General features: G+C 52.3%; 18 protein-coding genes. 5 read left to right on the top strand and 13 right to left on the bottom strand.

Annotated elements, in window-relative coordinates; genetic code table 11:
• The first annotated feature begins 34 nt into the window (after positions 1 to 34).
• Together NY07_RS14625 and NY07_RS14620 are read left to right on the top strand one after the other, a co-directional pair.
• A complete protein-coding gene (locus NY07_RS14625) occupies positions 35 to 1690 on the top strand; it encodes an ExeA family protein (RefSeq protein ID WP_033540098.1) in 1656 nt (551 codons plus the stop codon).
• The gene (locus NY07_RS14620) at positions 1690 to 2703 is read left to right on the top strand and encodes a general secretion pathway protein GspB (protein WP_033540097.1); all 1014 of its coding nucleotides are present in this window, start codon (positions 1690 to 1692) and stop codon (positions 2701 to 2703) included. Before NY07_RS14625 ends, NY07_RS14620 begins: the two co-directional genes overlap by 1 nt.
• Positions 2704 to 2809: 106 nt before the next feature.
• On the opposite strand, the gene nhaD is transcribed toward NY07_RS14620, so the two are convergent.
• From nhaD to NY07_RS14600, 4 genes are all read right to left on the bottom strand, one after another.
• The gene (gene nhaD / locus NY07_RS14615) at positions 2810 to 4057 is read right to left on the bottom strand and encodes a sodium:proton antiporter NhaD (protein ID WP_033540096.1); all 1248 of its coding nucleotides are present in this window, start codon (positions 4055 to 4057) and stop codon (positions 2810 to 2812) included.
• Positions 4058 to 4679: 622 nt separating this feature from the next.
• Complete coding sequence (gene hemL / locus NY07_RS14610) at positions 4680 to 5966, bottom strand: glutamate-1-semialdehyde 2,1-aminomutase (protein ID WP_033540095.1); 1287 nt, start codon at positions 5964 to 5966, stop codon at positions 4680 to 4682.
• Between the two features lie 27 nt (positions 5967 to 5993).
• Positions 5994 to 7013 carry an aspartate carbamoyltransferase gene (locus NY07_RS14605; protein WP_033540094.1) on the bottom strand — a complete coding sequence of 340 codons (1020 nt, stop codon included), beginning with the start codon at positions 7011 to 7013 and terminating at the stop codon, positions 5994 to 5996.
• A gap of 269 nt (positions 7014 to 7282) precedes the next feature.
• On the bottom strand, positions 7283 to 8992 hold the full coding sequence (locus tag NY07_RS14600) for a chloride channel protein (protein ID WP_033540093.1): 1710 nt from the start codon (positions 8990 to 8992) through the stop codon (positions 7283 to 7285).
• 72 nt (positions 8993 to 9064) lie between these two features.
• Here NY07_RS14600 and NY07_RS14595 point away from each other — a divergent pair, with 72 nt between their 5' ends.
• Complete coding sequence (locus tag NY07_RS14595; protein WP_033540092.1) at positions 9065 to 9982, top strand: DUF6776 family protein; 918 nt, start codon at positions 9065 to 9067, stop codon at positions 9980 to 9982.
• A complete protein-coding gene (erpA, locus tag NY07_RS14590) occupies positions 9975 to 10325 on the top strand; it encodes an iron-sulfur cluster insertion protein ErpA (protein ID WP_011864821.1) in 351 nt (116 codons plus the stop codon). The genes NY07_RS14595 and erpA overlap by 8 nt, the downstream gene beginning before the upstream one ends.
• A 104-nt stretch (positions 10326 to 10429) precedes the next feature.
• Here the strand turns inward: erpA and NY07_RS14585 are convergent, their stop codons facing one another.
• The 4 genes from NY07_RS14585 to NY07_RS14570 all read right to left on the bottom strand — a co-directional run bounded on the left by NY07_RS14585 (position 10430) and on the right by NY07_RS14570 (position 14048).
• Positions 10430 to 10930, bottom strand: coding sequence for a hypothetical protein (locus NY07_RS14585; protein WP_373681759.1), 501 nt, complete (start codon positions 10928 to 10930; stop codon positions 10430 to 10432).
• Between the two features lie 19 nt (positions 10931 to 10949).
• Positions 10950 to 11321: a DUF2750 domain-containing protein gene (locus NY07_RS14580; RefSeq protein WP_373681758.1), complete on the bottom strand. Its 372-nt coding sequence runs from the start codon at positions 11319 to 11321 to the stop codon at positions 10950 to 10952.
• A 131-nt stretch (positions 11322 to 11452) separates the two neighbouring features.
• Positions 11453 to 12562, bottom strand: coding sequence for an anhydro-N-acetylmuramic acid kinase (locus NY07_RS14575; protein ID WP_033540090.1), 1110 nt, complete (start codon positions 12560 to 12562; stop codon positions 11453 to 11455).
• 37 nt (positions 12563 to 12599) lie between these two features.
• The gene (locus NY07_RS14570) at positions 12600 to 14048 is read right to left on the bottom strand and encodes a peptidoglycan DD-metalloendopeptidase family protein (RefSeq protein ID WP_033540089.1); all 1449 of its coding nucleotides are present in this window, start codon (positions 14046 to 14048) and stop codon (positions 12600 to 12602) included.
• Positions 14049 to 14174: 126 nt separating this feature from the next.
• Here NY07_RS14570 and tyrS point away from each other — a divergent pair, with 126 nt between their 5' ends.
• The gene (gene tyrS, locus NY07_RS14565) at positions 14175 to 15371 is read left to right on the top strand and encodes a tyrosine--tRNA ligase (RefSeq protein ID WP_033540088.1); all 1197 of its coding nucleotides are present in this window, start codon (positions 14175 to 14177) and stop codon (positions 15369 to 15371) included.
• Between the two features lie 113 nt (positions 15372 to 15484).
• On the opposite strand, the gene NY07_RS14560 is transcribed toward tyrS, so the two are convergent.
• The 5 genes from NY07_RS14560 to mtnN all read right to left on the bottom strand — a co-directional run bounded on the left by NY07_RS14560 (position 15485) and on the right by mtnN (position 18786).
• Entirely contained in the window at positions 15485 to 15964 is a 480-nt protein-coding gene (locus tag NY07_RS14560; RefSeq protein WP_033540087.1) for a nuclear transport factor 2 family protein, read from the bottom strand.
• A gap of 1 nt (position 15965) precedes the next feature.
• Positions 15966 to 16586: a trimeric intracellular cation channel family protein gene (locus NY07_RS14555; protein ID WP_033540086.1), complete on the bottom strand. Its 621-nt coding sequence runs from the start codon at positions 16584 to 16586 to the stop codon at positions 15966 to 15968.
• Positions 16583 to 16972, bottom strand: a complete 390-nt coding sequence (locus NY07_RS14550; RefSeq protein ID WP_033540085.1) for a DUF2721 domain-containing protein — start codon at positions 16970 to 16972, stop codon at positions 16583 to 16585. Before NY07_RS14550 ends, NY07_RS14555 begins: the two co-directional genes overlap by 4 nt.
• 108 nt (positions 16973 to 17080) lie before the next feature.
• The gene (locus NY07_RS14545; RefSeq protein ID WP_052125756.1) at positions 17081 to 18064 is read right to left on the bottom strand and encodes a cobalamin biosynthesis protein CobD/CbiB; all 984 of its coding nucleotides are present in this window, start codon (positions 18062 to 18064) and stop codon (positions 17081 to 17083) included.
• Between the two features lie 29 nt (positions 18065 to 18093).
• A complete protein-coding gene (mtnN, locus tag NY07_RS14540; RefSeq protein WP_033540084.1) occupies positions 18094 to 18786 on the bottom strand; it encodes a 5'-methylthioadenosine/S-adenosylhomocysteine nucleosidase in 693 nt (230 codons plus the stop codon).
• Positions 18787 to 19282 lie beyond the last annotated feature (496 nt).

Genomic DNA, 19282 nt, shown 5'->3' with positions numbered 1-19282 from the left:
TGAACCGTCATTATTATTTTAGGACTGAGGCTGCATGTACAAGGCGTTTTACGGACTAAGCGATAACCCGTTTTCGATCGCACCCAATCCTCACTATCTGTTCTTAAGTGACAGACATCGCGAGGCGTTGGCACACTTAACCTATGGATTGGGTGAAACAGGCGGATTTGTGTTGTTGACCGGCGAGGTGGGTACTGGCAAAACCACTGTCTCCCGCAGCCTGCTCAATCAACTGCCTGACAATACCGATACAGCCTTTATCCTCAATCCTTCACTGACCGAGCTTGAGCTGCTGGCCACCTTGTGTGATGAACTCGGGGTGCATTATGGCGAGTCGCCAACCCTGAAACAGCTGACCGATCAGTTAAGCCAGTTTTTACTCGCCAATCATGAGAAAGGGCGTAATACCGTGCTGATCATCGACGAGGCGCAGCACCTGCGCGCCGAGGTGTTAGAGCAGCTCAGGCTATTAACCAATCTGGAAACAGATACCAAGAAGCTGTTACAGGTGATCCTTATCGGCCAGCCCGAGCTGCAACAGCTGCTCAAGCGTCAGGAGCTGAGGCAGCTGGCTCAGCGTATTACCGCCCGTTATCATCTGTTACCTTTAACTCAGGATGAGATTGCCCTCTATGTCCAACATAGATTGCAGGTGGCCGGCCGCCATGAACCACTGTTCCATCGCAGTGCCATTAAGGCGCTGCATCAATACAGTGGCGGTATTCCGCGGCTGATTAACCTACTGTGTGAGCGCGCCTTGATGGCGGGCTATGCTCAGTCTAAGGTGCCTATCGATGCCAATATGGTGAGAACCGCCGCCAGCGAAGTCTTGGGCGAGGAGATTAAGCCACGTAAATTTTTCTGGCCAGCCACGGCGGCGACTCTGGTTGTGGCAACTTTTGCCGGGGCTTTTTACCTGTTTAACTTGCAGGGACAGGCGGGCAGCGTGCAGGCAAGTGAACCGTCTGCTGCCGCAAACACGACTCAGGAGCCGGTTAAGACTCAGGTGGCTAGTCAGGTCACTCGCCAGCAAAATGAAGCCAAGGATGTAACCTTGAGTGCAGATCAACGCATACTGCGCCAGGCGATAGCCCAGAGCCGTGATATCGATACCGCCTACGCCAGTATTCTGGGGGTGTGGGATAAGGCGCCTTATGTTGGTTTGACCGCTTGTCAGTCAGCCAAGCAGCAGGGGCTAGATTGTTTCCAGCAGCAGGGCAACTGGCACTCCTTGGTGAGGCTCAATTATCCGGCAGTGGTCTATCTTCAAGATCAACAGGGTGAACCCTTCTATGGCACTGTGGTTGCCCGTCAGGGAGAGCAGTTGCTGTTGCAATTGGCGGAGCAGCAGTTATGGGTCGACAGAGACTGGTTTACCCGCCATTTTAGCGGCACCTTTGAGATCCTATGGCAGGCGCCGAGTTATCAACCTAAGGAGATAGGCCGCACAGCTTCAGCGGCGCAGATCCAGTGGCTGGAAAATGCCTTGGCGCAGATCCAACACAAGCCGCCTCGGCTGGTGGAATATTTCGATGCCGAGCTTGAGCAATCTCTGATGGAATTTCAGCGTCAGCACGGTCTGCGAGCCGATGCCATTGCGGGCAGCCAGACCTTAGTGCAACTGAATCTCTACCTCAGCGACAAAGGCCCTAGATTGCAAGAGGGATTGCAAGGCGAGGGACGTTACTAATGTCTATCTTACTCGATGCTGTGACACGGGCGAAACAGCAAGAGCAGCCGCTGGATCCTGTGATAACCCCTAGGGCTCAGTATCAGGCGATGCAGCCTAAATGGCCTTTGGCGCTAAAGTTTGGCCTGCTGGGTACGGCTCTGGGCGGCGCTGTTGCGCTGGCTTGGCTCTTTAGTAGCCAGGGTCCCTTCTCCTCATCACAGGGGGGGAAGCTGAGCAGTGAAAGTGCGCAGCAACCAGCAGCAATCCAGACTCAGGCAGCGCCTAAGCCTAGGAGCGAATCCCAGAGCATGGCTCAGCCTTTGCCAATAACGCAAAGTAGGTCGCCTAATCCTGGCGTTAAGCTGGCCGGTAAGGTGGCCCTGCCTGTGCCCCTTGAGCGCCCACTCGCTCAGCCGCCAATACCGAGCCGTCCAATTGTGACTGCTCAAAGCTCTGTAGTGGAGCCTTCGGTTATCAGAGAAGCCGAGCCGGTTAATTCGCTGGCACAAGTCAGTGCTGAAGAACCCATTATCTTAGGGGCCAACACCAATCAGCGTGGCCGTGAGCTGCTTAATTCTCTTAAGGCCCAGGTTGATGAAGCCGCCGCCGATGTTGGACTCGAGGTAGAACCAGCGCCGCAGCAGGAGTCTGAAGTGATTAAGCCTCGTCAGGCGGTGAAAGACAGTAGCAAGTTGGTGGCAGCCTTTGAGGCGGCACTTAAAGAGGTTGAGAAGGAAAACGCGATTGCCACGCCGGTGACTGAGCCTAAGCTAGACCCTATCCCTGCGGATAAACCTGATGACCTGCCTAAATATGGCCAATTGCCAGCAGGGGTTCAGCTGCAGGTGCCAGAGTTTAATATTCTGGCTCATGTGTATGCCAACGATCCTAATAATCGCTGGTTGAATGTGGATGGCGCCGAGTTGCAACAGGGTGACATGATTGGCGGTAAACTTAAGATTGTCGAGATACGGCCAAGAGATGTCGTGCTGGAAGTGGCCGGTACCGAGTTTAAGGTGCCTGCTATTTAGTGGCCTCCTATGCTGGCATCACAGGGCCATTATGGTTGTGGAAATCTTAATAAAAAGGCGATGATATATTCATCGCCTTTTTTATGTCTTGCCTTAACGCTCGGGATCAACCAAAGAATTCATAGGCCAGTAGCAGGGTTAACCCATAACCACAGGTGTAACATAGCGCCAGTGCAGGGACATACTTGAGATAGGTGACAAAGGTTAGTTCTTTGACCTTACTCATGGCGATAATCCCTGCCGCGCTGCCAATCACCAGCAGTGAACCGCCGACACCCACAGAGTAGGTGAGCCCCAACCACTCTGGCGTGGTCAGTACAGGTTCGGCTTTCAGCAAGGCGGCGGTCAGCGGCACGTTATCTAAGATGGCCGAGCCGATACCTGCAACGAAGTTAGAGACGTTAGGATCAAACTTGGCGTAAACCTCGGTCAGCAGATGCAGAGTGCCTATCTCTTTGAGCATACCGACCAACAGCAAGATCCCCAGGAAAAAGAGCAGGGTATCAAACTCCACCTGACGGATATATTCGAGGATCTGTAGCTCCTCCTTGTTGCTGCGCTGCAGTGTGCCCATGAGGAACATCACCGATAGGCCAGACAGGAAGGTCAACACTGGTGGGATACCAAAGAAGATGTTAAGCACCATGGTCATTATGATGGTGATCAGGAAGATAAGGGCGATCAGCATATCAAGGCCTGTGTATTGACGCTTGATAGGAGTGGTGCTCACATGGCCTTCGGCTTTTAGTGAGAAGAGTACTGCCAGTAACATCACGCTGATCGCTGCCGGAATGAAAAGGATCAACAGCTGAGAGATATGCACATGGCCCCCAAGGAAGATCATCAATGTGGTCACATCGCCGGTGATCAAGGCGACCCCGCCTGAGTTGACCGCGAAGATGATGAGTACCGACATGCGGCGTTTCATCTGGCTCTCTAGCTGGAAGGTGGTCAACAAGCCCAGTGAAACTAGGGTCGCGGTGACGTTATCACAGATGGCCGACAGCACCAGTGAGAAGAGGGCTACCTGAATCATCAGCATGCGTACCGAGACTTTCTGCGGGAACAATTTCTGCACCAGGATTTGAATCATTCCTTTGGCGTTGAGGTAGGCCACAAAAGTCATGGTGGACATCAGGAACAGCCAGAGGGTCGCGATTTCCAACAGGTTATGGTCGAGCTCCTCTGCCACCAGGTGCTGGTGGCTGGGATCCCGCGCCGCAACAAATAGCGTGATCCAGGCAATACAGCCGAAAAAGAGAGTGGTTTTAGCCTTATTGATGTGAGTAACTTCTTCAAAAATAATGCTTAACAGCGCTAGCACAGCAAGGGTTATGAGGAAAATGTTGAGCATACATTTGTTCCGACAGCAGATATTAATCGCCGTCCGGATAAGGTGAGACGGTATGATTTATATCAAGGTTTAATTAAGGTTGTTGTGTTAGGCCGCGATCTGACCATAGGATGAGATAATACGCAAGCGTTACCTTAGTCTAATTTCGGCCAAAAATGCGATCTCGCTCACCCGTAGACTTATGAACTAGCGCAAAATTTTTCTATTCGTTCGATCTGTGGTGAAAGCTGCTAAATCGCTTGATCTGGTTTTAGCGGTTTTGGGGTTTTCTGCTGGCAATGGCTTTTTGTGCAATAGTCTCTACTGGATATAAGGGGCTGCCTGGAATAAATTGTTTACGATAGGCCGTCAGCCAGCTGGATTGATGTTTAGGGGGAGGAGCTTAGTTGAATGGCGGTTAACTAAAGCCATTTTTGGGTGAGTGATATCAGCTAAGGGGATGTTAGGTATTAAGGTATTAAGGGGTTAAGTATTAAGGGCAGATTAAGTATTAAGGCTGACCGAGAGTGGGTCATTGGTTGCCAATATTTGTCTGTGCTAAAAACCTGACAATAAAAAAGGACGCCAGGGCGTCCTTTTCTGTTTTCTTGCCAGAATTTCTGGTTTGAACTATTGACTATAACTACTTGGCCATGCGGGCGAAGACGCGATCGGCAGCGGCCAGAGTCTCTTCTAGTTCCTTCTCGCCGTGTGCCATAGAGAGGAAGCCTGCCTCATACGCGCTAGGCGCCAGGTAAACCCCTTCGTCCAGCATGCCGTGGTAGAAGGTACGGAAGGCTTCGGCATCACACTGGGTGACTTGGTCAAAACGGGTAACCTGCTCCAGCTCGGTAAAGAAGAAACCGAACATACCGCCCACATAGTTGATGCTAAGTGGAATACCATGCTTGTTCGCTGCAGCTTTAAAGCCCTCGGCGATACGCTTGGTTTTAGCTGCCAGCTCTTCATACAGACCTTCGGCGCACAGCTCTTCCATCTGCGCTAGACCTGCCGACATGGCGATAGGGTTACCCGACAATGTACCTGCCTGGTAGACAGGGCCGGTAGGGGCGATAAATTGCATCACCTCTTTACGGCCGCCGAAGGCACCTACAGGCATACCGCCGCCAATCACCTTACCAAGCGTTGTCAGGTCAGGAGTAATGCCATAGTGGCCTTGTGCACCGCTCTTAGAGACGCGGAAACCTGTCATCACCTCATCGATGATCAGCAGGGCACCATACTGGTCACACAGGGCGCGCAGACCTTCCAGGAAGCCTGGGATAGGTGGGATACAGTTCATGTTGCCGGCAACTGGCTCAAGAATGATACAGGCGATCTCTTCCGGGTACTGTTCAAACAACGCCTTCACAGATTCCAGCTCGTTATATACGGCTGTCAGTGTGTGCTTGGCGAAATCTTCAGGGATACCTGGAGAGCTTGGTTGACCTAAGGTCAGCGCGCCAGAGCCTGCTTTTACTAGCAGACAGTCGGCGTGGCCGTGGTAGCAGCCTTCAAACTTTAAGATCTTGTCGCGATTGGTAAAGCCGCGTGCCAGGCGAATAGCGCTCATGGTGGCTTCAGTACCTGAGCTGACCATACGGACCTGCTCCATTGAAGGTACCATCTCGATAACTTTCTCGGCCATCTGCACTTCAAGCTCGGTTGGCGCGCCGAAAGAGAGACCATTTTCTACCGCATCTAACACGGCTTGACGGATCTTTGGATGATTGTGACCCAAGATCATCGGCCCCCAAGAGCCAACATAGTCGATATAGGCCTTGCCGTCGGCATCATAGATGTAAGCGCCATCGGCCTTTTCGATGAAACGTGGTGAACCACCGACGCCGTTGAAGGCACGTACTGGTGAGTTAACGCCACCAGGGATAGTTTTCTTAGCCTGCTCAAATAGGGTTTCAGAACGGGTCATTCTAGATCCTTTAAAGTCGTCGCCAGATTAAAAATCGGCTTTTTGTGAATACCAATTTACCGGACATTCGTGTTGCTCTAGTTGCGAATCAACACCTAATGTCAGCGCAAACAGTGCCATGCGAATAAGCAATCCGTTGTCTGCCTGCCTAAAGATGGCCAAGTTTGGATGACTATTGAGGTCATTGTCCAGCTCGTTGGCCTGCTCTCGCGAGTCGCGGGGCAGCGGATGCATGATCACTGTATTTGATTTGCAATGCTGTGTGTAAATATTGTGGTTTAAGCGGAACTTACCACGATACTTGTTGGCCTCTTCCTGCGAAGGAAAACGCTCTTCTTGAATACGCGTCAGGTAGAGTATATCAGCCTGCACTAAATTGCCTTCAAGTTGATCTGTTATTGTGATCTTATGCCCAGCATTTTCAATGTCATTGATCACATAGTCTGGCATTGCCAGCTCTTTTGGTGAGATCAAAGTGAAGGTCACATCTTTGTACATACACAAGAGGCGCGACAATGAGTGTACCGTGCGACCAAATTTAAGGTCACCCACCATGGCAATGTGCATGCCGCTGATGCTGCGCCCGCCGGCGGCCAGCTCTTTCTGTATGGTGAAGAGATCCAGCAATGCCTGAGTCGGGTGTTCATTGGGGCCGTCGCCGCCGTTGATCACTGGGACTCGGCTGCCTTCAGCAAACTCACGTACCGAGTAGGCGTCAGGGTGACGCATAGCGATCACATCTGAGTAGCTAGATAGTACGCGGGCGGTGTCGTAAAGCGATTCACCCTTAGAGAGGGATGAGGTGGCTATGCCGACGGTTTCGTTGACCTTACCGCCAAGCAGATTAAAGGCACTGCCAAAGCTGACTCGGGTGCGGGTACTGGGTTCGAAAAACAGATTTCCCAGAATCGCGCCATCGAGCACTGTGGTACGTTTTTGCCTAAGGGCATAGGGGGTCATTCGGGTGGCAACACTAAAGATCTCTTGAACGGCATCTAGGTTGAGTTGGTTTACCGAGAGGATGTGTGAACCTTGAAACTGAGTCATCAGCCTTTATTTCCAATTTCGGGGGACTAAATGGCCTAAGTGCGTGGTCATTCAGCCCTAAGTTATGTAGGGTGGCTGAGGTGACACTATACCAGACATAGTAGGGCGGTGGAATAACCCGCAGGGCATATTTAACGGGGGAGTTGTCGATATCTTGGTCATCTCACAAATTGTTCTGTCCCATGGGATTATGGCCTGCTCCAGCCGCCGCATTTTTAGCTCAATTGGATGGCGGCATGGGAGAATTTGGGGCTTGGTTGAGGCATTGATTAAATCTGCCCTTGGTTGATCTCTTTTTGTAGCATCACCCAGCTTATCACCCCCACGACATTGTCTGGCCTGTCTTGATAGATAAACACCTCGCCGCGGCGCTCTTTTGAGAGAATATCGTAGACCTCTTTAAGGGTTGCTGTGTCGACTAGGCCCTCTATGGGGTGGCGAGTCAATGTGCTTACCTCGTCGCTTGCCTGTAGCTCGAGTTGCAGCATCTCCATCTTGCCCTGATTATTGCGCATCAATACCGAGCGGCCTTCGGCGCGTTTAAGCACCTCAAGCAGCAGCTCATCGTTGTCTTTAACGATGACGAAACGTTTGTCCATCACGGCGCGAACCCCCTTCTTTTGCAGGCCAAGCTTCACCGAGGAGATCTTATAGTCCAGCCCCATTAGCTCTATCTGTTTATAAAACAGTGATTTTGTGTTGAATGCCTGATGGGCAATCAAGAATGCCGGTATGGTCACGAACATAGAGGGTAAGATGATGGCGGCGTTATTGGTCAGCTCCAGTAGGGCGACCAGAGCGGCCAGAGGCGCGCTAAGGCAGACCCCCATCATGGCTGTCATGCCGATGACGGTATAGAGGCCGACATAGGGGGTGATGGTGGGAAATAACATGGCGCTGACCACAGCCAGTATGGCGCCAATAAGTGCGCCTATGCCAAACAGTGGGCCTATAATGCCACCGGGGATCCCTAGGCCAATGGCGGCGATGGTGGCGATTATCTTGCCAAGCAACAAGCCAATGAGCAGCACAAGGCTGGGATGCTCGCTAATGGCATGGCTGATGGCCAGGTCGCCACTGCCGAGTGCCTGGGGCAGAAAGAAGCCGATAAGCGTGGTGATAAGTCCGGCGAGCAATAGCCGTAAGATAAGTGGATGTTGCTGCCCCATTGCGGTGACTTTCAGCAGGGTGTGATTAAACAGCGCCGCGATGCAGCCCAAAGTGATACCGCATAGGGCCAGTACAGGATACTGAGATAGGGGAATATGACTTACTCCTATCTGCTCATATTCGTGAATATTGCCAAACACCAACTGACTGGAGAGGGCGCCGCAGATGGCGGAGAGCATAATGGGGAAGAAGTAGTGCACCTTGTATTCCCGCAGGATCACCTCGAACACGAAGATCACCGCCGCCAGCGGGGCGTTGAAAGTCGCGGCAATACCGGCGGCGATGCCACTGGCACACATGATGCGCACGCTATTGTCGGGCAGCTTAAATTTTTCCGCCATCACGCTGGCACTCACCGCGCCCAAGTGAATCGCAGGCCCTTCGCGGCCTACCGAGAAGTTGGTGGCCAGGGCAAAGAGCGCCTGAAAGAACTGGCCGGGTGCCGATTGTAATGGGATCTTGCCGTAGTGCAGTTTCATTCGCTGCATCACATAGGCGATCCCCATGCGCTTGTAACGCTTAGATCCCAAAACGGCCACAAACCAGATTAAGATCGCGCCTAAAAGGGGTAATAGGACTCGCCAGTCGCCCCAGTTGTCAGTAAACTGCCACTCTTGGGTCTGGGTGAGCTGGTTAAGCCATTGCAGCAAGAGACGAAATAGGATGATCACTCCGGACGCCACCAGAGCAAAAGCAAGCGCCAGGCCGCATAGCTGAACACTGATCTTGGCCTGGGCCAATTTATCTTTGAGGTCGGTATTGAGGTATTTCTGGCATTGCTGTATTGCGCTATTTATTTTGAGCTGCACAGTAACCTTCCGGATCAGTCGTAAAGAGCTTCGCGGGGCGAATAAAAAATTATTATAAGGGGCTTGTACTTAATGCCAAATTATCATCGTTGGATCGATCGCATGCAAGTGCTCGAACGAAAAATTAGACCTTCGAGCGTTTATCTGTTTTGTTTAGTGATCGTGGCCTTTTTTATTGGTGTGTTGACCTGGGATCTTTGGTCATCACACAATGCCGTCAGGCCGGCGCAATCCAACGGGCGTGAGGCCGAGCTGCGTCAGGCACTCAAAGAGCAGGCCGAGGTGCTGGCGTCGCGAAATCTGGAGCTTTCTCTCGAGCGCGAAGCCAACAGCAATATGCAGAAGATGTTTTTGGAGCAACATCAAAAACAGAAGGCGCTCGACAGAGAGTTGGCCTTCTACCGCAGCATCATGGCGCCGGAGCATCAGGCCGATGGTGTGGCCATTCATGGCTTGGAGATGACTCCTGGGCCACTGGCTAATCAGTATAGGGTCAAGTTAGTGCTTACTCAGCTGCAAAAGCGCAAGCAGGCGCTGAAGGGGCAGGCAAAAATTGCTTTTATCGGTGTGCAGCAGGGGAAGATGGTGACCTTGCCGCTCGCCTCACTGACCGATACTAAATTCGCTTTTAGTTTTCGCTATTTCCAAACTCTGGAAGCCGAGATCACCCTACCTGCCGACTTTGAACTTTCTAGGGTTGAGGCTGAGGTGATAGTGCCGGCGAGCCGCTGGAGCAAAGGAGCTAAGGCGCAGCAAAGTTTCACCGCTCAGGAGTTACTGGTTACCCCAGATAGCGAAACCGATCTAGGCACTCGCTCTGGTGGTGAGCCCGACGCTCCCGAGGAGCCCCTAGCTGATGAGGCTTACGCCCCAGCCGAAGAGGGCGAAACGTCACAGATTTCAACCGATCCACGACTATTACTTGAACAAAACAGTCAGGTATCGGATAATTCCGCTCAGCAAACCGATGTAAGAGGTAGTAATGACTGAACAAGCTGAAGATACAATGCCAATTCGTTTTACCGACGCGGCAGCGGCCAAGGTTAAAACCTTATTGGAGGAAGAGCAAAACGACGCACTTAAGTTACGTGTTTACGTAACGGGCGGCGGATGTTCAGGTTTTCAGTATGGCTTTACATTCGATGAGAAGGTCAACGAAGGTGACTTTACCGTTGAGAAGCAAGGGGTTCAACTTGTGGTTGACCCAATGAGCCTACAATACTTAGTAGGCGGCGAAGTGGATTACACCTCGGGACTGGAAGGGTCGCGTTTCTTCGTTAAAAACCCGAATGCTACGACGACCTGTGGTTGTGGTGCCAGCTTCTCGGTATAAGCCCATCGCAGCTTAAGCACCGATAAGTGATAAATAAAAAGCCAGCAATGCTGGCTTTTTTTGTGCTTGTTTTTGGGACTTAGTTGAAAGCCGAGTGCCTTAGGCTACTTCATGATATTCATGCTGTTCTTAATATGACAGTAGGCCTTCACCTTTGGGGTAAAGGCTATCCAGACCTGCAGCAGAGCAAGCAGTATCAGTACAGTGAACACTAACCAATCTGGCAATTTGCCTTGCCACTCTCCCAGATGAAAAGTTGATGGACCTGCCACCAGGTTGTCTGGGTCATATAAGATCACCGGCAGCAGACTCACCAGGCCCAGCTGGATAAGGGTGTAGCCCCTGAGCATATAGAGCCCTGCTTTCTGACGGCCTAGAACGGCTATCACCATCAGCAGGGTGAGCATGCAAAACAGTACCCCTTGCTTAGCCATCAAACCACTGATGGAGGCGAGCGTCAGTAGCGCCAGCAGCGCCATTAAGCGCTTAGGTAACTTGGCCTTTGCAGGCTGTGCGCTGGCAGTTTGCTCTGTAACGGCTTGAGAGGCGTCTATTTGGGCCTTTGTCTCTGTTATCTCTGGCGTCGACAACTTGTTCTCTCCCATGAGCTAATTGGTGAGCCTATTAGTGACGCGCCTTGGGCGTCAGGCGCTGCTCTAGTTCATAGGGTGGGATCACCACGCCAAGATCTTCCTGTACCGGGAAGACGGCGACAAACAGATCGTCATCTTGCATGCCTGGTACCCAGCGTTCCAGCCACTCGTCCAGCGCGATAGCCAAGGGGATACAGTCGGCCCAATCATCGACCGCCCACATTTTGGCTGTTTCTTCGCAGGGCCACATAGGGATGCAATCTTCATCTTCTGTGGTCAGCATGACGCAGCCGTCGGCGTCTTGCAGGGTCCATAGGGTTTTGGTCTCCTTGGCCTGCTCGGCGAGGTAGTCGTAACGCGCCTCTGGGGTCATCTGGCTGGCTTGTTGTGCACTCTTGGTCATTGTGGTCTCTTTCATCATTTAGTGGCTGGGCCGATTGGCCGCCATAATAGCAATCTGCGCCGCCCTAGGCTAACAGTTTTGTTGCCGGGTCGGGCGGTGCGCAGCGCCTTGGATAGTGTTAGCTGTCGTGATCAGTTACCGGGAAAGAGGCCGCCGAGGACTGTCTCGCGGCTGGCACCAGTGACGGCGGGCAGGTTACCGGGTAAGCCAAGCTTATGGCGCATCGCCAGCCAGGCGAAGGCGATCCCCTCGACCCATTGTGGAGCGATACCTAGGCTGGCAGTCGTATTAACCTGGTAGTTAGGCAGTAACTCACTTAGACGCTTGAGTAGCTCAGTGTTAAAGGCGCCGCCTCCGCAGACATAAAGCTCGGCCTTATCGGTGAGCTTAAGGCAGTCGTTGGCTATGCTGTGGCAGGTCAAATCAAGCAGGGAAGATTGAATATCCGCTTCATCCAGGTAACCAAAGTCGGCGGTTTGCTGCTCTAGCCATGCCTGGTTAAACAGCTCGCGTCCTGTGCTTTTGGGGGCGCTGAGTGAGAAATAGGAGTGAGACAGCATCTGCTTAAGCAGCTGCTCGTCTGTCTTGCCGCTAGCCGCCCAGGCACCGTCCTTATCGTAAGCCTCGCCCTGTACCTGTTTAATCCAGGTGTCGATCAGGGTATTGCCCGGACCATTATCAAACCCTATCACAGCGCTGGCATCGCCAGGTAGATAGGTGATGTTAGAGATGCCGCCGATATTGAGGATCATTCGCTGGTGGCCAGGTTTGGCAAATAGCTCCTGGTGAAAGGCGGGCACCAGAGGTGCGCCTTGACCACCGAGGGCGATATCTTTACGGCGAAAATCGGCGATAACATCTATGCCTGTGAGGGCGGCGATGGTGTTAGGGTCGCCAATTTGTAGGGTAAACCCCAGCTCTAGGTTAGGCATGTGACGCACCGTTTGGCCGTGACTGCCAATGGCGGTGATCTGATGTCTGTCTACGCCACTCTTGGCCAGCAAGCCTTCTACGGCCTGGGCAAACAGCTTGCCGACGCTGCGGTCCAGTATGCCCATACGGTTGATCTCATCTGAGCCCGACTGGCAAAGGCGTTGTAGGCCGCTGAGCAGATGACTGGGAAGGGGCTCGGTATAGGTATCGACCAGAGTGATCTTGTTATCGGTGAAGTCGACTAGCACGGCATCGACTCCGTCCATGCTGGTGCCCGACATCAGACCGATATAGTAATGTTTGCTCATCAAGGTGTCCTGGGGTCTGTTGACCTAAAAAGAGAGACTAATGGGAGGCTAATTGCACTTGCTTGTTCTGTTCAAGTTTAGCCATCAATTGTTTGCTTAGGGCGAGGAAAGTAGATTTTTCCTTGTTATCGATGGGCAGTGATTGTGGCAGCTTGACCGTGCGTGGGTTGCGGTGCACGCCGTTGACGATAAATTCGTAATGCAGGTGGGCGCCAGTTACCCGGCCAGTAGCGCCCAGGGTGCCGATGATCTGCCCCTGTTTCACCGTCTGCCCCTGTTTCACCTTGCGCTGCTTGAGATGCAAGTATTTGGTGGTATAGGTTTCGTTATGCTTAATAAAGACATAGTTGCCATTGTACTGGTTATAACCTGACTTGGTGACTCGCCCTTTACCGGCAGCCTTGATGGGCGTTCCCACGGCGGCGACATAGTCTACCCCTCTATGGGCTTTTACCTGGCCTGTCACAGGATGCAGGCGGCGCGGGTTGAAGCTGGAGCTAACATACTTAAAGTCGACCGGTGAGCGCAGGAAGGCCTTACGCATGCTGCGTCCTTCCTCTGAGTAGTAGTTACCATCTTTGTAGCGCACCGCCGTATAGCGATCGCCCTGGTTGTAGAACTCGGCGGCTAAGATATTACCGTTACGCAAAAACTCACCGTCGGCGTACTCCTCTTCAAACAAAATGGCGAAGTTGTCGCCTTGGCGTAGATCTAAGGCAAAGTCGATATCCCAGCCGAAGATGGTAGCGAGCTGCATGATCTGGTTCGGCGTTAATCCTGCGCCCACCCCAGCGTTCCAAAAGTTGCTGTTGATGGTAGCGCTGGCGAATTTGGTGCGCTGCTCCACCTGCTTCTTGATGATCTCTTCGCTGTAGCCTTTGGCATCTTTGCTGATCTTCAGGGTAGAGATAGGGTCTAAATGGTAGACCACTCGCTTGAGCTGACCCGCATCATCTTTGACGATAATGATCTCTTCACCAGGTAGTATCTTCAGTAGGTTCTTTTTGGCCTTGGGGAGTAAGGTTATCTCATAGACATCGCGGGCGCTCAGGCCGGCGCGTTTAAACAGCGCCGCCAGGGTATCGCCTCGGCGTACGGTAAACTCTTCGCTGCTCTCTCTTTCCGCTTCAGGGGCTGCGTCTGCAATGCTCCCCTGAGTCAGGGCATTGTCATTGAGATCTAGGTTATCGCTCGCTTGGGTATCACGGGCTATTTCATCGGCGCTTGGAGGTTCTGGCGTGCGAAAGGCGAGCGGGACAGGGTAAGCATGAGACTTAGCGTCGCTGCCTGTGTCATCTTTGCTGGCGGGCGAGCTGTCGCGATCACCAAAGGTGATTTTACCCGATAGCGCAGTATTGGTTGAGCGGGAGGCTTCAGCATCTTCTGAGGGAATAAATATCACGCTTAGGGTGATGATCACTAAGGCACTCAATATGATTTGGTGCAATCTGGGTAATAGTTTTAAGAGTGTGATGATCTTTCCCATTGACTCCGATACCAATTTCTAACACTTAAGCCGATCCTGTTAGTGTACACTCTTTCATTTGTGCTGGCTAACAAGTAACATTAGTCCCCATTATTTACTTACCGGCTCTCAGGAGTAGCTGCCAAGATGGCTGATTTAGACCAAGCATTAGCAGAAATTAAACGTGGTACCGACGAGATCTTGCTCGAATCGGATCTGCTGGAAAAACTCAAAGAGGGACGTCCTCTGCGCATCAAGTTGGGGGCCGACCCTACCGCGCCAGATATCCATCTTGGCCATACGGTGATCCTTAATAAGATGCGTGCCTTCCAGGAGCTGGGGCATGAAGTGATCTTCCTGATCGGTGACTTCACCGGCATGGTAGGTGACCCGAGTGGTAAAAACAGCACGCGTCCACCGCTGACCCGCGAGCAGGTATTGGCGAATGCCGAAACCTATAAAGAGCAGGTCTATAAGATTTTGGACCCAGCCAAGACGCGTATCGAATTTAACTCAAGCTGGCTAGAGCCGCTCGGCGCTGCGGGCATGATACGTCTGGCGTCACAACAAACTGTGGCACGTATGATGGAGCGCGACGACTTTAAGAAGCGTTACGCCTCGGGACAGTCGATTGCTATCCACGAATTTATGTATCCACTGCTACAGGGCTATGACTCGGTGGCGTTAGAGTCCGATGTCGAGCTGGGTGGTACGGATCAGAAGTTCAACCTGTTGATGGGCCGTGAGCTGCAAAAAGCCGCGGGTCAGAAGCCACAAACGGTTATCATGATGCCGTTGCTGGAAGGTCTGGATGGCGTGAAGAAGATGTCTAAGTCTGCCAACAACTATATCGGTGTGAGTGAGCCTGCCGGTGAGATGTTCGGTAAGATCATGTCTATCTCTGACGACCTGATGTGGCGTTACTTCGAGCTGCTCTCATTCCGTCCACTGGAAGAGATTGCTCAGCTCAAGAGCGATGTCGAAAATGGCACTAACCCAAGAGATGTGAAGATCGCTCTGGCTAAAGAGATTATCGCCCGTTTCCACGACGAGGCGGCGGCAGAAGCGGCGCATCAGGAGTTCATCAATCGCTTCCAAAAAGGCGCGATTCCCGATGATATCCAAGAGATTGAGATTGTTGCCGGTGAGGGTATAGGTATCGCCAACGTGCTTAAAGACGCCGGTTTGGTGAGCTCGACCTCTGAAGCGATGCGTATGATCAAGCAAGGCGCCGCCAAGCTTGATGGCGAAAAGATTGAAGACAGCCGCCTAGTGCTAAATTCTGGCATGACAGGTGTGTTCCAGGTAGGTAAGCGCAAGTTTGCCAAGATCACCCTGGTTTAATCGCTTAGCGGTTAATACTCTCAGTATTAATTTAAAAAGGCCTGCAGATGCAGGCCTTTTTTATGTGTGCAGGAAAATGTATTCAGGAAAGCTCGAAAACGGCTGGGTGGCGTCTACTGGGTGGCGAGCTGGTCTTGCATGGTCTGATAATCCATTAAATCTTCATGCTCTTTGACCCTGTGATTGGCCAGATCCAGCCTGACTGTGGTGACGCCAGGGATAGCCAGCTCGATCACCTTGCCCGGTTTGCCAAACAGACTACCCGGACCACGGTAATGGTAGTTACCTATCATCACCACTAAAGAGCCTGAGTTATACATATGCTCTATGTTGAAATCATATTCCAGTACGCCGCGATGGGCGCGCTCGAAAAACTCGATAATATCGCGCTGCCCTGTGTAGGTTTTGCTGGCAGTGCGGTCTTTAAAGATGCTTTCGCGATTATAGAAAGAGGCCAGGGTGCGATAGTCGTGATCGGTCAGCGCTTGGATATATTTTATCGCCATCTGTTGCTCGGCGGGCATATCGCCGGGTGCCGCCTGGGATGCCAGGGGCAATATCATCAGAATGCTAACTAAAAACTGCTTGATCATCTTATGTTTTCTTTAAGTCGAACGCCGGAAGTCGTAGGTGCCACTTGATGGCGGCCAGTCGTATGACTAACGCGCTTATCATGGCGACGGCCAAGGCCACCTTATCTGCCAAGCCCCAGGCGATGGCACAGGTATAGCTGATCCCACCAAAAATCGAGGCAGTCGCATAGATTTCGGTGCGTAATATCATGGGAACCTGGCGACAGAGTATGTCACGAATAATGCCGCCTCCCACGCCAGTTATCAAGCCCATTACCACGGCAATCATACCGCTGAGGCCAAGATTGAGTGCTTTTTCTGCACCGATCACGGTAAAAAGCGCCAGACCTAAGGCATCGGCTACTGGCAGTGTGTATTGCGGCACCTTCTTGGGTTTACGAATAAAGATCAGTGTCAGCAGTACGGTTGCCAGGATCACTATGATGTAGTTAGGGTCGCGGATCCAAAATACCGGTGTGGTTCCCAGCAGGGCATCGCGTATGCTACCGCCGCCGATGGCGGTGACCGAGGCCAGTACTATGACTCCGAAAGGGTCCATACGGTGACGTCCTGCCGCTAGCGCGCCAGAGAGGGCAAAGACTGCGGTGCCGCACAGGTCGAAAAAGTAGATCCACTCCTTCATTGATCTAGCTCTTGCAGGTGATAGTTCAGGGCATCGACCGAGATACGGATCTCAATCACAGACAGTACCAGAGAATAGAGCAGCAGTAGCAGGCTTGAGCCGAAGATGATAGACCCTGTTTTATTAAAACCGATATAGATGAAGATCATACACAAAACGCAAAGGGCGAAGCTGGAAACGCCCGCCTCCTGCATGCGGCGAATGATGACGATGCGCCTGCGCAGGTTTTTCAGCTGACCAGAGTGTACTGGCTTTCCCTCGGCACTCAGACTGCGGATCAAGGCCGCCAGTGAGAAAAATCGGTTGGTATAGGCTAGCAATAACAATGAGATAGCCGGAAATAGCAGCGCCGGTGTGGTCAGTGAAATATGGAGGTTATCAAACAAAGTCGTTATGCCTATAGCGTCATGATGTTGCGGCCAGAAGAGAATAATACCAAGCGGTTGAAGCTTGTCTAGTCAAAAGCACGGGCCGTGATACCTGAGATGTAGCGATTATGCGTGTGCCAGCAGCCTCAAGATAGCCCAGAGGCAGGGGAGTAAAAGCAGCGAGAGTATCCAGATGCCTTTGCTGAGCCGGGCCAGTTTTAGGGCGGCGCTGATGGTGTGGAGGGTCGGCTTGGGACCTGTACCTATGCGCATAAGCGCCACCTTTTGACCGGCAAACTTTTGTGGGCCGCCAAGCTCTGTATTGAGCACCTTAGCCGTCAAGGCGCAGGTAGGCAGGTAATTGTTGACCGGCTGTGGGCTCTTAGGTGGCCTTAACAGCTGCATCAGGGCGCCAGGGCCTCCCTGGATGGCCAAGGTGAAGTTCCAGGCCTGAGTGGGCAGCCAATAGATTAGAGAGCTCAGCAGATAGGCCGGGCGGCCAAACTCACGATACTCAGGGTTGAGCGCCGGCCAGGTGTACTCCAGCTGTTTGATCATCCTTGCCCCCAGGACTAAAGGCGCGCCGCCGATGGCGAAAAAGAGTATGGTGGCGACCGTGCCATAGATGGAAGTGGTAAGCAGTTTTTCGATAACTGCCTTACAGAGTCCTACCTCGGAAAGCTCGCGGGTGTCACGATAAACCCAGTGACTCAGCAGCTGGCGTGCTTGCTGTTTATCCTGACGGCTGAGCGCCAGAGCGGTTTCTTCGGCCACCTTATGAAACTGCTCATCGCACAGACAGAGATAAAGAAACACGCACTCGAAGAACCAGGGAAAAGCAGCAAGCTCCAGCAGAAAGCTTAAGATCAGCCAGAAGGGCACAACTAATAGCAGTATAGAGAGGCTGCCCGCCAGTCGCTGCTGACCCGCATCGCGATCGCTCCGAGCTACCTTGGCCGACAGGCTTTTGGCCAGGTGAGAAAACCAGGAGAAGGCCTGGTATTCCCGGGGAAGCGGCGCAAGTAGCGCCATCACGATTGCCACCAACAAGATGGCAGCCCCTTGGTAGAAGGGACTGTCCGTCAGTAACTGCTGAATAAGATCCTGCATCTTGCGGTGTCAGCCTTAAGGCGTGATGCTTAAAGCTGTTTTAGCAGGGCGATCACCATCAGCGCCGAGTGATGACCCGCCTTGACCAGATAGCTGTCAAAGTCGACCGGTGAGTCGTTGTTGGCGTTGTCTGACAGTGAGCGGATCACAACAAATGGCACCTTGAACTGGTGACAAACTTGAGCAATCGCGGCGCCTTCCATCTCACAAGCAGCCATGGTGGGGAAGTTTTTCAGCATCACCTTAGTGCGCTCAGGATCGCAGATAAAGCTGTCGCCGGTGCAGATAAGGCCTTCAATTGCCTTCACCTCGCCCAGGCTTGCCACGGCTTGCTTAGCGGCATCAACCAGCTTGGCGTCGGGAATAAAGGCGGCGGGTTGCTGCGCCATCTGGCCAATTTCATAGCCAAAGGCGGTGACATCCACGTCATGGTGACGTACCTCTGAGGAGATAACGATATCGCCGATGGCCAGACTGTCGACGAAGCCGCCAGCAGAACCTGTGTTGATCACGTAATCTGGGGCATATTTCTCAATCAGCAGGGTAGTGGCGACACTGGCGGTGACCTTACCTATGCCAGAGCGGGTGACGATCACCTCTTTGCCCTCAAGCTGTCCAGCAACAAACTCTATGCCGGCGATGGTTTGGGTCTGAGTGTCTGTCATAGACGCGATAAGATGAGCGACTTCTGGCTCCATGGCGCCGATAATACCAATTTTCATTGAATGCCCTTTATGGTGGAGGTGGATCTGGCCGCGCCTGTGGCACAGCCTGTCTTAGATAATGGCCGCTAATATAGCAATAAAGTGGTGTTGTGGCGAGGTTGCGGATCGCAAGCTAGCTTGTTGGAAAACAAGTTAAGAAGTTTCTTTGTTGGTTGCCGTAGCCGTAATGGACAATCCCTAGCTGGTGCTAACATTGAGCCTTATTGTATTTGAATTGCCTGCGGCAGGTGCAGTGCATGGATGCACCAATGTCGTGATCACAGGGATGTGAATGAACGACCTCATATGCAGATACGCCTGTGAGACGCCGTGAATACACTCCATGTAGGCTCTGCCGAAACATCCTTGTTTCGGAAGCTCACCGGTGTATCTACACCCGGTTTCCATCTCTTCGATTTGACGTTGTTGGTAAGTTTTAGGTGTCAGTATTCAGAATTTTGGCTTGGATTTGTAGGCTCTGCTCTGAGGAATCCCCTGATAACTTTGATATAAA

This window comes from Shewanella sp. ECSMB14101, from assembly GCF_000773485.1.
In the GTDB taxonomy this organism is placed as follows: Bacteria; Pseudomonadota; Gammaproteobacteria; order Enterobacterales; family Shewanellaceae; genus Shewanella; species Shewanella marisflavi.
Note: the sequence above shows the minus strand (reverse complement) of the source record. Positions and strands in the feature narration are given on the sequence as shown.